The organism is Streptomyces sp. NPDC027962 (genome assembly GCF_055566095.1).
The window spans coordinates 1-13,710 of record NZ_JBVHTA010000032.1; the positions used below are offsets into that span (position 1 = coordinate 1).

A 13,710-nucleotide genomic window follows, 5' to 3' on the forward strand; every position below is an offset into this window, starting at 1 on the left:
CCGCGTACTGGATGTACTTGGGTGATGCGACAACGCAGCGAGGTGCCGTGCCGGGCGTCGCGAGCCGGTGAACCCTTTCCGGTCACAGCACTAGACCCTCAGGCCCCGCACGACGAGATCGGCCAGCGCGCAGACGAACAGCGAGATCCCGATGAAGCCGTTCGTCGTGAAGAACGCCCTGTTCAGACGGGACAGATCGTGCGGGCGCACGATCGTGTGCTCGTAGAGGAACGCCGCCGCCACGATCACCAGCCCCGCCCAGAACAGCACCCCCGCGTCCGTCGCCAGCGCGTACCAGACCAGCAGGGCCGTCGTCACGACGTGCGAGGCCCGGGCCCCGTGGAGCGCCGCCGGGATGCCGAAGCGGGCCGGGACCGACATGACGCCGTGGGCCCGGTCCGCCTGGACGTCCTGGCAGGCGAAGATCAGGTCGAAGCCGCCGATCCACACGCCGACCGCAAGCCCCAGGATCACCGCGTCCCACGACCATGCCCCGGTGACCGCGATCCACGCGCCGACCGGGCCCATGGCCTGGGCGAGGCCGAGGATGGCGTGCGGGAAGTCGGTGAACCGCTTGCCGTACGGATAGACCACCATCGGCACCACCGCGACCGGCGCCAGCGCCAGACACAGCGGATTGAGCAGCGCCGCCGCTCCGAGGAAGACGACGAGTGCGACGAGCGCGCCCGTCCACGCCGAGCGCACGGACAGCGCGCCGGTGACCAGCTCCCGTCCGGCCGTGCGCGGATTACGGGCGTCGATCTCGCGGTCGATGATCCGGTTGCAGGCCATCGCGAAGGTCCGCAGCCCCACCATCGCGACGGTGACGAGCAGCAGCTCGCCCCAGTGGACGGTCCCGTCCAGCTGGAACATCGCGGTGAGCGCGGCGATGTAGGCGAAGGGCAGCGCGAAGACCGAGTGCTCGATCATCACCAGCCGCAGGAAGGCCTTCACCTTCCCCGTCGGCTGCGGGGCGGGTTCCGAACCGACGACCCCGTCGGCGGTCGTCATCATGAAAGGCTCCCGAGGAACGCGTCGAGGTCGGCCAGCAGCCCGGCGACGGGCAGCGGACCCGTCTCAACGGTGAGCGGTGTCGCCGCGTCGTCGGGCGGGGTGAGGTGCGCCGTGAAGGCGTACATCTCCTCACCGGCCGGGGAGGCGTCCAGACGCAGCACGGCGCCGCCGTCGACGGTGAACGGCCCGGACGCGGCGGCGAGCTCGGCGCGCAGCCGCTCCGCGAAGCCGGCGGGCTCCACGTCGCGCACGCCGGGCAGCTCGAAGCCGTCGCCCCTGCCGGCTCGCTCGAAGAGGACCGCCCAGGTGTCGCCGGCGCCCGCGAACTCCTCGGGCGCGATGCCCGCCTCTTCGGCGGCCAGCCGGACGCCCGGATCGGCCGGATCGAGTTCGGGGCGCACGAGGGCGACGTAGTCGGTGTCGGTGCCGATGAACAGGGCGGGGCCGCCCACGGCCGGGCTCACAGCCCGTACTCCTTCCAGCGGCGGTCCACCAAGGCCGCCGTGTCCGGGTCCGACTCGACCATGTCCGGCCAGCCACCGTCCCGGGTGTACCCCTCCTCGGGGAGTTTCCTGGTGGCGTCGATACCCGCCTTGCCGCCCCAGAACTGCTGGTAGGAGGCGTGGTCGAGGTGGTCGACCGGTCCTTCGACGACGGTGAGGTCCCTCGCGTAGTCGGTGTTGCCGAGTGCGCGCCAGGAGACCTCGTGCAGGTCGTGGACGTCGCAGTCGGAGTCGACGACCACGATCAGCTTGGTCAGCGACATCATGTGCGCGCCCCAGATGGCGTGCATCACCTTCTGCGCGTGCTTCGGGTACTTCTTGTCGATCGAGACGATCGCGCAGTTGTGGAAACCGCCCGACTCGGGCAGGTGGTAGTCCACGATGTCCGGGACAATGATCTTGAGCAATGGGAGGAAGAACCTCTCCGTCGCCCGCCCCAGCGGACCGTCCTCGGTCGGCGGCCGGCCCACCACGATCGACTGCAGAAGAGGCCGCTTGCGCATCGTGACGCAGTCGATGGTCAGCGCCGGGAACGGCTCCTGCGGCGTGTAGAAGCCGGTGTGGTCTCCGAAGGGACCCTCGGGCAGCATCTCCCCCGGCTCCAGCCAGCCCTCCAGGACGACCTCCGCGTTCGCGGGGACCTGCAGCGGCACGGTCCTGCAGTCGACCATCTCGATCCGCTTGCCGGCGACGAAGCCCGCGAACAGGTACTCGTCGATGTCGCCGGGCAGGGGCGCGGTCGAGGCGTACGTCACGGCCGGCGGGCAGCCGAAGGCGATCGCGACCGGCAGCCGCTCACCGCGCCTGGCGGCCACCTGGTAGTGGTTGCGGCTGTCCTTGTGGATCTGCCAGTGCATGCCGATGGTGCGCCTGTCGTGACGCTGCAGCCGGTAGAGGCCGAGGTTGCGCACGCCCGACTCGGGGTCCTTGGTGTGTGTGAGCCCCAGGTTGAAGAACGAGCCGCCGTCCTCGGGCCACGTGAACAGCGCGGGCAGGGCGTCCAGGTCGACGTCGTCGCCGGTGAGGACGACCTCCTGCACCGGTGCGTCCTTCACCTTCTTCGGCGGGACGTGAACCATCGAGCCGAGCTTGCCGAACGCCTCGCGCACACCGACGAAACCGTGCGGCAGCTCCGGCTTGAGCAGCCCGCCGATCTTGTCGCTGATCTCCGCGTAGGACTTGAGGCCCAGGGCCTTGAGCAGCCTGCGGTCGGTACCGAAGACGTTCATCGCGAGAGGCATCGCGGAACCGCGCACGTTCTCGAAGAGCAGCGCCGGACCACCGGCCTTGTTCACTCGGTCGACGATCTCCCCGACCTCGAGATACGGGTCGACTTCGGCCTTGATGCGCTTGAGGTCGCCCTCGCGCTCCAGCGCCCGGAGCAGCGAGCGAAGATCGTCGTAAGCCATGGGGTCCAGTATCCGGTACGCACTAGGCTGGGGCTGTCACGGGGCCCGACCAGCGCGGCCCCGAGCTCTTCCCAGGGGGTCGGCCATGCCACGGTTGCTGCTGTTCCTGGTGCCGCTGGCGCTCAGCGTGTACGCCTTCATCGACTGCATCTCCACGGACGAGAAGCACATCAGGTACATCCCCAAGCCGCTGTGGGCGATCCTCGTGCTGCTCTTCCCGTTGGTGGGCTCGATCTCCTGGCTGATCGCGGGCAAGGACCGGCAGGCCCAGAACACTTCGACCGCCCGCAGTGGCTGGGTCGCCCCCGACGACAACCCCGACTTCCTCAACTCGCTGCGTGACGAGAAGCGGGACAAGGAGCCAGACAAGAAGCGGGACAAGGAGCGGGACGCGGGTCCGGACAGCGGTCCCGTGGACGGCGACGACCCCGACGGGCCGAAGTCCTGACGTGGAGATCCGGCTACTGGTCGCCTTCGAGAAAGTCGCGTCGTTCCTCAGCTTCACGCAGGCGGCGGCCGAGTTGAAGTAGGCGCAGTCCAGCGTCACCAGCCAGATCCGTTCCCTGGAAAGCTCGCTGGGAACCGAGCTGTTCGACCGGCTCGGCAGCCGTATCCGGCTGACGGAGGCGGGCGAGCGGCTGCTGCCGTACGCCCGCAGGATCATCGAGCCGCGCCCGGTGAAGTTGTGGTCGGTGAAGAATCGCGCACCAGGCTGTAGGTGCCGAGCGCGAGCGCGCCGAACAGGCAGCGGAAGAAGACGACGTTGAACGGGGAGGCGCCCGACTCGACGACGAAGATGCCGAGGGTGCCGGAGAGCACCATGGCGAGGGTGAGTTCGACGGTGCCACGCTTGGTGGAGTCCGCAGTGGCCTGCGTGGTCTGAGATGTCATGTCTGTGAAGCTACGAGCGGGAGGCGGGAGCGGTCCACGAGCCAGTGGGGCGTCCTGCCGATGGGCCCATCGGCGGATCCGATGGGCGCCGCGGGCGGAGAGGAAGCGCATGACGCACGGCGAGTACGAGGCGTGGCTGGCGACGGCCGTGGCGGAGGCGCGTGCCGGGCTCGCGGAGGGCGGGATCCCCGTGGGGGCGGCCCTGTACGGCGCGGACGGCACGCTGCTGGGCCGGGGCCGCAACCGCCGCGTCCAGGACGGCGATCCGTCGGTGCACGCGGAGACGGCTGCCTTCCGGGCGGCCGGACGGCAGCGCTCCTACCGGGGCACGACGATGGTGACGACGCTCTCGCCGTGCTGGTACTGCAGCGGTCTGGTGCGGCAGTTCGGCATCTCGCGGGTGGTGGTCGGGGAGGCGGAGACGTTCCACGGCGGCCACGACTGGCTGGCCGAGCACGGCGTCGAGATCGTGCTGCTGTACGACGCCGGGTGCAGGGCGATGATGCGTGACTTCGTCGCGGCCAGGCCCGGCCTGTGGCACGAGGACATCGGCGCCTGAGCTGTCGGGGCTACGCGGCGTACGAGTCCCGCAGCTGCTGCCAGCGGGTCGGTGTCCAGGTCTCCCAGTCGGTCACGGGCCGTCCCTCCAGGGCGTCCACGAGCAGCTCGAAGTGGTTGTGCCAGCCGGCCAGGCAGTCGAGGAGCACCTCGTCGTCGCACCGGAGTTCGTTAGTGAAGCGGAGCACGGTGCCGTTGTCGCCGTGCGGCTCGAGGTGGAAGCGGATCCGGCCGTGGACGGAGACCGTGTACTCGGCGACGCGCTCCGCGTCCCATGCGGTGACATGGCCTTCGGCGACCGTGTGACGGCCTTCCGCGTCCGCGTTGAGCCAGCGCAGCGTGACCGCGCCGCCGACTCTCGGTTCGAGAACGTCGGCGGCGCAGAGCCAGGTCGGCAGGCCCTCGGGCGTGGCGACGGCGGCCCACAACCGGATCACCGGATGCGGCAGGTACAGCTCGTACCGCAGCAGGTGGGTGCCGTCGTCCCGGGATTCGGTGGTGCCCTTGGGGATCACGTCACTCATGCATCCAGCGTCACCCTTCGGTGGCGCGGGCGCTACCTCACTCGACGCCCGCGTACGAGTGCAGGCTGTTCACGAACATGTTCACGCCGTAGTAGTTGAACAGCCAGCAGGCGAAGGCGATCAGCGCGAGGTAGGCCGCCTTGCGGCCCTTCCAGCCCGCGGTCGCGCGGGCGTGCAGGTAGGCCGCGTAGGCGACCCAGGTGATGAAGGACCAGACCTCCTTGGCGTCCCAGCCCCAGTAGCGGCCCCACGCGTCGCCGGCCCAGATCGCGCCCGCGATGATCGTGAACGTCCACAGCGGGAACACGGCCGCGTTGACGCGGTACGCGAACTTGTCGAGCGAGGCGGATGCGGGCAGCCGTTCCAGGACCGAGGTGGCGAACCGGCCGGGCTTGCCGCCTGCTCCCAGCTTGCTCTCGTAGGAGTCGCGGAAGAGGTAGAGCACGGTGCCGACGGCGCCGAGGTAGAAGACCGCGCCGCAGAAGATGGCGGTGGAGACGTGGATCCACAGCCAGTACGAGTCCAGGGCGGGGACCAGCTGATCGCTCTCGGTGTAGAGCCAGGTCACCGCGATACCGAGGTCGAGCAGCACGGTGGTGACCAGCGGCAGACCGGCCCACCGGACGTTCTTCTTCGCGAGGAGGAGTGCCAGGTACACACCCACGACGACGGTCGAGAAGGTCGTGGAGAACTCGTACATGTTGCCCCACGGCGCGCGCTGCACCGACAGGGCTCGGGCGGTGACTCCGGCCGCCTCCAGCAGGAAGGCGAGCGCGGTCAGCGAGACCGCGATCCGGCCGTACAGGTCACCCTGCTCGGTGCCGCCGTGCGCGCCGGGGCCGTCGGGGACGTCACGGGCGCCGTTCACGGCGCGGGTGACGACCTTCGGCCTCTCCAGGACGGCGGTGCCGCCGCCGGCCTTCTTGACCTGGACCTTCGGGCCCTCGGCCGCGGCGTCCTGTGCGGGGGCGGTCAGCGCGGCGGCCGTACGGGCCACCTTGCTGCGGCTGCCGAGCGTCCACTCGGCGATGTGCGCGAAGAAGGCCAGCGTGTAGACGGCCATCGACGAATAGATCAGGTAGTTGCTGATCTCCGCCAGGTTCGTGTTGGTTGCGGCGGCGAGAGTCACTTCTCAGCCCCTTCGGCAGGTGCTACGGGTTCAGACGCGGTCGGCGCCTGTGTGTGGAGGGTCAGGGCGAGCTCCGCCAGCTCCTCGGGGAGCTTCGCCGACTCAGCTCGGCCGAGACCGGCCATCTCTATGACGGTCACGCCGTCCTCACCGCGGACCGCCCGCACCCAGATGCGCCGGCGCTGGATGAACAGCGAGCCGACCAGACCGGTGATGGCCGCGATCGCGCCGGCCAGCGCCCAGCCGTTGCCGGGCTGCTGCGAGATCTGGAAGCTCGCCCACTCCCTGACGTCCTTCTCGAAGGTGATGGAGCCGGCACCGTCGGGCAGCTTCATGGTTTCGCCGGGCCGCAGACGCTGCTTCAGGATCTCGCCGTCGGGGCCCTTGAACTGCTTCATCTTGCTCGTGTCGAGCTGGTACACGTTCTGCGGCAGGCCGGCGTCGACCCCGAGGCTGCCGTGGTAGCCCGTGAGCGCGAGCACCGGGTACTCGAGCCCCGGGAACTGGGAGAACATGTCGCCCTGGCCCGCGCCCGCGAACGTCGGCACGAAGAAGGCCTGGAAGCCGAGCTGGCTCTTCTTGCCGGTCTTGTCCCGGTAGCCGTCCATCACCTTGATCGCACCGGTCGAGGTGACGTTGGAGTCGATCGGCAGCAGCGGCACCGGCTCGCTGCTGACGACGTTGCCCTTGCCGTCGCGGACGGTGACGACGGGGGCGTAACCGTGCGACAGCAGATAGACCTTCGTGCCGTCGATCTCGAGCGGCTTGTTGACCTCGATGACCGACGTGTGTTCGGGTCCGTCGCCCTTCGACCAGGTCACGGCCGCCTCGTAGGTGCGGGGGGTGCCGCGCTGCGGGCCGCTCTTCGCGTACGTGCCGGTGAAGCTGTTCAGGTTGAAGCTGAACGGCGCGAGCTCGTCGACACTGAACAGCGACCCGGACTTGAAGTCGTCGTACTGGGTGAGCGTGTTGGAGAAGCCGTCGCCCTCGACGATCAGCTTGCCGCCCTCGGACTTGAACAGCGTGCCCGCGGCGAACGCCACCAGCATCACGATCAGCGACACATGGAAGACCAGGTTGCCCGCCTCACGCAGGTAGCCCTTCTCCGCGGCGACCGCGTCGCCTGCCGCGTGGGCGCGGAAGCGGCGCTTCTTCAGCATCGCGAGCGCCGCCTCACGCACCTGCTCCGGCTCGCTCTCGGTGCGCCAGGTGGTGTAGGCGGGGAGGCGGGTGAGCCGCTTGGGCGCGCCCGGCGGCCGGCTGCGCAGCTGGCCGACGAACTGCCAGCTACGGGGCACGATGCAGCCGATGAGCGAGATGAACAGCAGGATGTAGATCGCGGAGAACCACACCGAGCTGTAGACGTCGAAGAACTGCAGCTTCTCGTAGACCGGCGTCAGGACGTCGTGCTTCTCCTTGAACGCCTGCACCTTGAGCTCGTCCACGTTGTTCTGCGGGATCAGCGAGCCCGGGATGGCGCCCAGCGACAGCAGGAACAGGAGGATCAGCGCGACCCGCATCGAGGTGAGCTGCCGCCAGAACCAGCGCAGCCATCCGAGGACCGACAGCGTCGGGCCCCCGATCGCCTGGTCCGCCGGGTTCTCCGTGGGGGCGGTGGACAGCTGCGCTCCGGCCTCGCCGAGGTCGCGCTCTTCGGTCTTGCTCATGAACTCAGATCCCCACCGTGAAGCCGTCGGACCATCCCTGCATCTCCTGCACCAGGGTGTCCCATGCACCTGTGAGCAGCAGCAGACCGGTCGCGATCATCATGATTCCGCCGATCCGCATCACCCAGGTGTAGTGCCGTTTGATCCAGCCGAAGGCTCCGAGTGCCTTGCGGAAGGCGACCGCGGCGGCGATGAACGGCAGGCCGAGCCCCAGGCAGTACGCGACCATCAGTATGGCCCCGCGGCCCGCGCTCGCCTGGTCGAGGGCGAGGATGTTGACCGAGGTGAGGGTCGGGCCGAAGCAGGGCGTCCAGCCCACGCCGAACAGCGCGCCCAGGAGCGGGGCACCGACCAGGCCCGCCGTCGGCCGCTTGTGGAAGCGGAACTCGCGCTGCGTGAGCCAGGGCATCAGACCCATGAAGAAGATTCCGAGCAGGACCATCAGCACGCCGAGGATCTTGGAGAGGATCTCCCGGTGGCCCAGCAGGGTGTTGCCGAAGTAGCCGAAGAGTGCGCCGCCGGAGACGAAGACGACGGTGAAGCCGAGGACGAAGAGGGAGGCTCCGATGACCATCCGGCCGCGCCGGGCCTCTGCCAGGTCGGTGCCGCTGATGCCGGTCACATAGGAGAGGTAGCCGGGGACGAGCGGCAGGACACACGGCGAGAAGAAGGAGACGAGTCCGCCGAGCACGGCGATGGGCAGCGCGAGCAGCAGCGCGCCCCCGAGTACCGTGTCGTTCATTTCGGACGCTGCGGCCAGAACCTCCACGAGATCACTTCTCCGCGATCAGCGGGTCGATCATCTTGCGGAGTCCCTTGTCGTCGAGCGCCTTGAGCGAGCGTGCGGCAATCTTCCCGTCCCGGTCGAGGACGATCGTGGTCGGAATGGCCTGCGGGTTCAAAGTGCCCTTGGGGAAACCGTTCACGATCAGTTTCCCGATCGGGTCGTACAGACTCGGGTACTCGACGCCGTAGTCCTTCTCGAAGTTGATCGCCTTCTGCTTCTTGGGGTCGCGGGTATTGATCCCCACGAACGCGACGCCCTGCGGCTCGGTCTCCTTGGCGACCTTCGCGAAATAGCGCGCTTCCGCACGGCACGGCCCGCACCATGATCCCCAGACGTTCAGTACGACGACCTTGCCCTTGAGGTCGGCGACGTCGAGCCGCTCGCCGTCGAGGGTTTCGCCCGCGAGCTTGGCGGGTGACTGGCGCTCGCCCTGGGGGACGGTGGAGATGCCACCGGTGTTGGTGACGAAGTTGGTGTCGCCGCCGCCACCGGACTTTCCACCGTCGCCGCAGGCGGACAGGGTGAGCGCACCTGCGGCGACCAGGGCGGTCAGCAGGGCGGCGCGGGGGGCACGGCTCAGACTCATGTGAAAAGTTTCGCACGACGCCTGCGCGGATCTTCCGCACCCCCGTGCATGCCCGATTGGGGCCGTTGTCAAGCCGCCTTAAGGAATGCGTTCCAACCACTGGCCGGCGCTTGGCCGACTTCGAGGCTACGCAGCTTGGCGAGCACCTGAGGGTCCTGCACATCGAGCCAGTCGCAGAACTGACGGAAGGACACCAGCCGTACGTCCTTCTTGCCGGCCATACCCTTGAGCGCTTCCTCCACGGCGTCCATGTAGATGCCGCCGTTCCACTGCTCGAAGTGGTTGCCTATGAAGAAGGGCGCACGATTGGACTCGTAAGCCCTGTTGAATCCCGCGAGATAGGCGTCCGTTGCCTGCTTCTTCCAGCCCGGATAGCGCGAAGGCATGCCGTTGGTCGAATTCTTCGACTGGTTGGCGAGCATGTTGTAGTCCATGGAGAGCACTTCGAAGGAGTGGCCGGGGAACGGCACCGCCTGCAGCGGCAGATCCCAGATGCCCTGCTTCTTGTCGGGCCACATCTGGCGCCCGCCGGGCGAGCTCGCGTCGTAGCGCCAGCCCAGCCGCTTGGCCGCCGGCAGCAGTTTCTCCTGACCGAGCAGACAAGGAGTGCGGGCTCCGACGAGTTCCCTGCGGTAGTCGAAGGGCAGCGGATCGATGTCGCGCCAGCCGCTGTTCGTGCGCCATTCGGTGACGAACTTCACAGCCTGGTCGATCTCGTTCTCCCAGTCCGCGGTGCTCCAGTTGCCGACGGATCCCGTACCGCCGCAGAAATGGCCGTTGAAGTGAGTGCCTATCTCATGGCCGTCGAGCCATGCCTGGCGTATGTACTTCAAGGTTTCCTTGATGTGGCCATCGGTCAGGTAACCGATGTCGGACGCGCCGATTTTGTTGCCGGGCGGCCGGTACAGCGACTTCTTCTGCTCCGGCAGCACATAAATCCCGGAGAGGAAGAAAGTCATCCCCGCGCCGTGATTCCTGGCGAGCTCGAGGAAGCGGGGGAAGAGGCCGTTGCCGACTTCACCCGCCCCGTCCCAGGAGAAGACGACGAATTGCGGAGGCGTCTGACCGGGTTCGAGCGGGACGGGCCGCGCCGGCTGATGCGGCTGCTTCCCCGTATCGACGGTGGAGCCGTCGCCGATCGGGCGGCCGGGGGGCTTGGAAGGGGAGGGCCTACCGCCGCCCTGACCCGGTTCGCCGCCCCCCACAGGGTCGTTATGTCCGTTTCTGCTTGAGCTGTTGGAGCCGCAGCCCGCCACCCCGATCACCGCTGCGGCTCCAAGTCCCGCCCCGAGCAGACCCCTTCGGCTGATGTCCCGCATATCGTCCCCATTCCGCGCTCTCTTGGTCCGGAGAGCCGTTGTTCAACCGGCTCAACAAACCGGCACAGGGTGAGATGCGCTGCGGAACACGAGGGTTCCGGGGACTTCTGCTTATTTTTCCTGAACGCCAGTGACCATCCACCGGACGATCACCGATCGGCTATGCGCCGAATGCCTTGCTCTTGCCTTTCACCGGCTTGGCGCCCGCCAGAAGATGCGGCGGAACAAGATCCCGGGCCGGTTCCGAGTAACCCACGGAGACAATCCTGTCGCCCTGAAATGTGAACGTGGTCAGCGAGGCGAGAGTGCACTGCCGGCGACGCGGGTCGTGCCACAGCCGGCGCTTCTCCACAAAGCTGCGCACGGTCCAGATCGGCAGCTGATGGCTGACGCAGACCGCCTCGTGCCCGCGGGCCGCGTCCCGAGCCGCTTCCAGTGCCGCCGTCATCCGTACGACCTGCTCCACGTACGGCTCGCCCCACGACGGGCGGAACGGGTTGGTCAGATGCTTCCAGTTGGCCGGCTTGCGCAGCGCGCCGTCGCCGACGCCGAACGCCTTGCCCTCGAAGACGTTGCCCGCCTCGATCAGCCGCTCGTCCGTGTCGAGGGTCAGGCCGTGCACCTTGGCGATGGGCACGGCCGTCTCCTGCGCACGCTCCAGCGGGGACGCGACGACGTGCGTGATGTCGCGGCCCGAGAGATGCTCGGCGACCCGGTCGGCCATCTGCCGCCCGAGCTCGGAGAGGTGGTAGCCGCTGCGGCGGCCGTACAGGACACCGTCCGGGTTGTGCACCTCACCGTGGCGCATCAGATGCACAACGGTGATCTCGTCGTCGTCGCGCTCGACGTCGGCGTTCTGCTCGGCGGCACGCTTCACGACTTCCTCCAGGGCACTGCGCTCGGCGCTCAGGGCCTCGGCCTCCGCGGCGATGCCGTGACTCCTGGCGCTCATGCGGTGGCCTCGGCAGCGGCACGCGCGGCGGCGGGCAGCGCGGCGGCGATCCGTTCCACGGCGCGCTCGTCGTGCGCAGTGGAGACGAACCACGACTCGAACGCCGACGGCGGCAGGTAGACGCCCCGGGACAGCATCGAGTGGAAGAACGCGTTGAAGCGGAACGCCTCCTGCTTCTTCGCGTCCTCGTAGTCCCGGACCTCGGTCGCCGTGAAGAAGACCGAGAACATGTTGCTCGCCGTCTGCAGGCGGTGCGCGACGCCCTCCTTGGAGAGCGCCTCGGTCACCAGCGCCTGGATCTCGCTCGAGACCGCGTTCACCTTCTCGTACGCGGCGTCGTCGAGCAGCCGCAACTGCGCGAGGCCCGCAGCGGTGGCAACGGGGTTTCCGGACAGCGTGCCCGCCTGGTAGACGGGACCGGCCGGTGCGAGGTGCGCCATGACGTCCTTGCGGCCGCCGAACGCCGCAGCCGGGAAGCCGCCGCCCATCACCTTGCCGAACGTCATCAGGTCGGGCGCGACACCGTCGACGCCGTACCAGCCCGCCTTCGAGGTACGGAAACCGGTCATCACCTCGTCGGAGATGTACAGCGCGCCGTTCTGGGCGCAGGCGGCCTTCAGCCCCTCATTGAAACCGGGCCGCGGAGGGACGACACCCATGTTTCCGGGCGACGCCTCGGTGATCACACAGGCAATCTGGCCGGCGTTGGCGTGGAACGCGGCGTGCACCGCCTCGAGGTCGTTGTAGGGCAGCACGATCGTGTCCCCGGCCTGGGCGCCCGTGACACCGGGCGTGTCGGGAAGACCGAACGTGGCGACACCCGACCCGGCCGCGGCCAGCAGGGCGTCCACGTGGCCGTGGTAGCAGCCGGCGAACTTGATGACCTTCGGCCGGCCGGTGAAGCCGCGGGCCAGCCGGATCGCGGACATCGTCGCTTCCGTACCGCTGGAAACCAGCCGAACCTGCTCGACGGGCTCGACACGGGCCACGATCTCCTCGGCGAGCGCGACCTCCCCCTCACCGGGCGTGCCGAACGAGGTGCCGCGCGCGACAGCCGCCTGCACCGCCTCGATCACGGCCGGGTGGGAGTGCCCGAGGATCATCGGTCCCCACGAGCACACGAGGTCGACATACTCGCGCCCGTCGGCATCGGTGAGGTACGGACCGGTGCCGGACACCATGAACCGGGGCGCACCGCCCACGGCGCGGAAAGCACGGACGGGAGAGTTCACGCCGCCGGGCGTCACGAGGGACGCGCGGTCGAAAAGCGTCTGCGAAACTGGGGCGTCATAGGGAAAGCTCACGGAATCCATGGTCTCAGAGGCTCCGACGTAACTGCGGACAGGTGTTTCACCGGACGTTCGTGGGGGAGGTCACTGTCACGATGATCGGGTTGCGCGGCGGGGGCTGCGAGTGGTCGGGTGGAGATATGCATCGCGGTGGCGGACTGGGCGAGGGGACCGACGACCTGGGTCCTGAGCCTGCTCGGCGTGGAAAGCACCGGCGGGGCGAAGCGGATGAGCCCGCGGGAGGCAGGAGCGGCCGAGTGGGGGTGACCTACAAGTATTTCGGCGCGCCCGACGGAGCCACTGCCGCGCGGGTGCCGATCTCCATGCGCCCCGAGGAGCTCGGGGGCGACGAGCTCGGCATGGGCGGGATGTTCACCAAGATCAAGCCGGAGACCATAGCCGCGATGGTGCTCACCGGCATCCAGGGCATGCCGCTGAACAAGGTTCCGCCGCTGGAGCTCGTGGTGCTGCATCCCGACTACGCGGTGGTGAAGCTGCCGATGACCGTGGTCGACCCGCTGCGGGGCATCGGCGAGGAGTCGGTGGGCGCGGCGGCCTTCATATGGTCGACGGTCCCGGACCGCGGGGGGCCGCGGGACGCGTTCAACGTGTACCAACTGCTCCACGAATGGCAGGATTTCAGCCACCGTCTGCACGAGGCGGGGCATCAGCCGTACTGCCTGGTCTGGCCCTGAGCCGGGGTTTTGTGGTGTTCGGGCGGGGCTTTCGGGGTCCGCCCCCTCGTCATGTGCCGGGAGGGCCGTCAGACGGCCAGGGCTCATTGAGGGCACAAGGGTTTCCCCGGGCTGTGCCCTGGGCGGCGGGCAGGTCGCCGTGGGCCTCCGAGAAGGCATCGTCGATCGCCTTGCGGGTGCGGGTCTCGCCGGACGACAGCAGGTGCCGGTCTCGCCGGACGACAGCAGGTGCCGGTCTCGCCGGACGACAGCAGGTGCCGGTCTCGCCGGACGACAGCGGGTGCGTGTACGTCCTCAGCGTGAAGCGGGTCCGAGTGTCGCCGAGCTAGGCGGAGAGCGGCCTTGATGCAGCAGCCTGCGGACCCCCGGGGCTGCCCAGGGCCCGCA

At 68.6% G+C, this 13,710-nt stretch carries 14 protein-coding genes and 2 pseudogenes; 4 read left to right on the forward strand and 12 right to left on the reverse strand.

The annotated features are described in order from the left end of the window. Positions 1-90: 90 nt before the first annotated feature. The 3 genes from mqnP to ACZ4SA_RS25900 are packed head-to-tail and all read right to left on the reverse strand — an operon-like array spanning position 91 to position 2,926. A complete protein-coding gene (mqnP, locus tag ACZ4SA_RS25890) occupies positions 91-1,014 on the reverse strand; it encodes a menaquinone biosynthesis prenyltransferase MqnP (RefSeq protein ID WP_468278869.1) in 924 nt (307 codons plus the stop codon). Next, positions 1,011-1,478, reverse strand: a complete 468-nt coding sequence (locus ACZ4SA_RS25895; protein ID WP_468278871.1) for a hypothetical protein — start codon at positions 1,476-1,478, stop codon at positions 1,011-1,013. Before ACZ4SA_RS25895 ends, mqnP begins: the two co-directional genes overlap by 4 nt. Beyond that, positions 1,475-2,926, reverse strand: a complete 1,452-nt coding sequence (locus ACZ4SA_RS25900; protein ID WP_468278873.1) for a menaquinone biosynthesis decarboxylase — start codon at positions 2,924-2,926, stop codon at positions 1,475-1,477. Before ACZ4SA_RS25900 ends, ACZ4SA_RS25895 begins: the two co-directional genes overlap by 4 nt. Before the next feature lie 85 nt (positions 2,927-3,011). On the opposite strand from ACZ4SA_RS25900, the gene ACZ4SA_RS25905 reads away from it, so the two are divergent. Then, positions 3,012-3,374 (forward strand): PLD nuclease N-terminal domain-containing protein, encoded by a 363-nt coding sequence (locus tag ACZ4SA_RS25905; protein WP_468278875.1) that lies wholly within the window; start codon positions 3,012-3,014, stop codon positions 3,372-3,374. Between the two features lie 97 nt (positions 3,375-3,471). Continuing rightward, a pseudogene (locus ACZ4SA_RS25910) lies at positions 3,472-3,549 on the forward strand (LysR family transcriptional regulator); the annotation flags it as partial. A gap of 47 nt (positions 3,550-3,596) precedes the next feature. Here the strand turns inward: ACZ4SA_RS25910 and ACZ4SA_RS25915 are convergent. Continuing rightward, positions 3,597-3,817: pseudogene (locus ACZ4SA_RS25915) on the reverse strand (EamA family transporter); the annotation flags it as partial. A 109-nt stretch (positions 3,818-3,926) separates the two neighbouring features. On the opposite strand from ACZ4SA_RS25915, the gene ACZ4SA_RS25920 reads away from it, so the two are divergent. Beyond that, on the forward strand, positions 3,927-4,376 hold the full coding sequence (locus tag ACZ4SA_RS25920) for a nucleoside deaminase (protein WP_468278877.1): 450 nt from the start codon (positions 3,927-3,929) through the stop codon (positions 4,374-4,376). Between the two features lie 10 nt (positions 4,377-4,386). On the opposite strand, the gene ACZ4SA_RS25925 is transcribed toward ACZ4SA_RS25920, so the two are convergent. The 8 genes from ACZ4SA_RS25925 to hemL all read right to left on the reverse strand — a co-directional run bounded on the left by ACZ4SA_RS25925 (position 4,387) and on the right by hemL (position 12,652). Then, positions 4,387-4,899: an SRPBCC domain-containing protein gene (locus ACZ4SA_RS25925; protein WP_468278880.1), complete on the reverse strand. Its 513-nt coding sequence runs from the start codon at positions 4,897-4,899 to the stop codon at positions 4,387-4,389. 37 nt (positions 4,900-4,936) lie between these two features. Beyond that, positions 4,937-6,028, reverse strand: a complete 1,092-nt coding sequence (gene ccsB / locus ACZ4SA_RS25930) for a c-type cytochrome biogenesis protein CcsB (protein ID WP_468278882.1) — start codon at positions 6,026-6,028, stop codon at positions 4,937-4,939. Then, complete coding sequence (resB, locus tag ACZ4SA_RS25935) at positions 6,025-7,695, reverse strand: cytochrome c biogenesis protein ResB (RefSeq protein ID WP_468278884.1); 1,671 nt, start codon at positions 7,693-7,695, stop codon at positions 6,025-6,027. Before resB ends, ccsB begins: the two co-directional genes overlap by 4 nt. A gap of 4 nt (positions 7,696-7,699) precedes the next feature. After that, a complete protein-coding gene (locus tag ACZ4SA_RS25940) occupies positions 7,700-8,437 on the reverse strand; it encodes a cytochrome c biogenesis CcdA family protein (protein WP_468278887.1) in 738 nt (245 codons plus the stop codon). Between the two features lie 31 nt (positions 8,438-8,468). Then, positions 8,469-9,068: a TlpA family protein disulfide reductase gene (locus ACZ4SA_RS25945; protein ID WP_468278889.1), complete on the reverse strand. Its 600-nt coding sequence runs from the start codon at positions 9,066-9,068 to the stop codon at positions 8,469-8,471. 68 nt (positions 9,069-9,136) lie between these two features. Then, entirely contained in the window at positions 9,137-10,387 is a 1,251-nt protein-coding gene (locus ACZ4SA_RS25950; RefSeq protein ID WP_468278892.1) for a polysaccharide deacetylase family protein, read from the reverse strand. A 160-nt stretch (positions 10,388-10,547) separates the two neighbouring features. Further along, positions 10,548-11,195, reverse strand: a complete 648-nt coding sequence (locus tag ACZ4SA_RS25955) for a histidine phosphatase family protein (RefSeq protein WP_468279046.1) — start codon at positions 11,193-11,195, stop codon at positions 10,548-10,550. Between the two features lie 140 nt (positions 11,196-11,335). Further along, positions 11,336-12,652: a glutamate-1-semialdehyde 2,1-aminomutase gene (gene hemL / locus ACZ4SA_RS25960; RefSeq protein WP_468278895.1), complete on the reverse strand. Its 1,317-nt coding sequence runs from the start codon at positions 12,650-12,652 to the stop codon at positions 11,336-11,338. 116 nt (positions 12,653-12,768) lie between these two features. Between hemL and ACZ4SA_RS25965 the strand changes: the two genes are divergently transcribed. Next, positions 12,769-13,323: a hypothetical protein gene (locus tag ACZ4SA_RS25965; RefSeq protein WP_356637346.1), complete on the forward strand. Its 555-nt coding sequence runs from the start codon at positions 12,769-12,771 to the stop codon at positions 13,321-13,323. Positions 13,324-13,710 lie beyond the last annotated feature (387 nt).

Excerpts from the sequence above, each read along its gene's own strand:
- ACZ4SA_RS25945 (WP_468278889.1), bottom strand. The coding sequence starts at position 9,068 with ATGAGTCTGAGCCGTGCCCCCCGCGCCGCCCTGCTGACCGCCCTGGTC.
- hemL (WP_468278895.1), bottom strand. The coding sequence starts at position 12,652 with ATGGATTCCGTGAGCTTTCCCTATGACGCCCCAGTTTCGCAGACGCTT.
- ACZ4SA_RS25920 (WP_468278877.1), top strand. The coding sequence starts at position 3,927 with ATGACGCACGGCGAGTACGAGGCGTGGCTGGCGACGGCCGTGGCGGAG.
- ACZ4SA_RS25900 (WP_468278873.1), bottom strand. The coding sequence starts at position 2,926 with ATGGCTTACGACGATCTTCGCTCGCTGCTCCGGGCGCTGGAGCGCGAG.
- ACZ4SA_RS25940 (WP_468278887.1), bottom strand. The coding sequence starts at position 8,437 with ATGAACGACACGGTACTCGGGGGCGCGCTGCTGCTCGCGCTGCCCATC.
- resB (WP_468278884.1), bottom strand. The coding sequence starts at position 7,695 with ATGAGCAAGACCGAAGAGCGCGACCTCGGCGAGGCCGGAGCGCAGCTG.
- ACZ4SA_RS25925 (WP_468278880.1), bottom strand. The coding sequence starts at position 4,899 with ATGAGTGACGTGATCCCCAAGGGCACCACCGAATCCCGGGACGACGGC.
- ACZ4SA_RS25950 (WP_468278892.1), bottom strand. The coding sequence starts at position 10,387 with ATGCGGGACATCAGCCGAAGGGGTCTGCTCGGGGCGGGACTTGGAGCC.
- ACZ4SA_RS25905 (WP_468278875.1), top strand. The coding sequence starts at position 3,012 with ATGCCACGGTTGCTGCTGTTCCTGGTGCCGCTGGCGCTCAGCGTGTAC.
- ACZ4SA_RS25955 (WP_468279046.1), bottom strand. The coding sequence starts at position 11,195 with ATGCGCCACGGTGAGGTGCACAACCCGGACGGTGTCCTGTACGGCCGC.
- mqnP (WP_468278869.1), bottom strand. The coding sequence starts at position 1,014 with ATGATGACGACCGCCGACGGGGTCGTCGGTTCGGAACCCGCCCCGCAG.
- ACZ4SA_RS25965 (WP_356637346.1), top strand. The coding sequence starts at position 12,769 with ATGCATCGCGGTGGCGGACTGGGCGAGGGGACCGACGACCTGGGTCCT.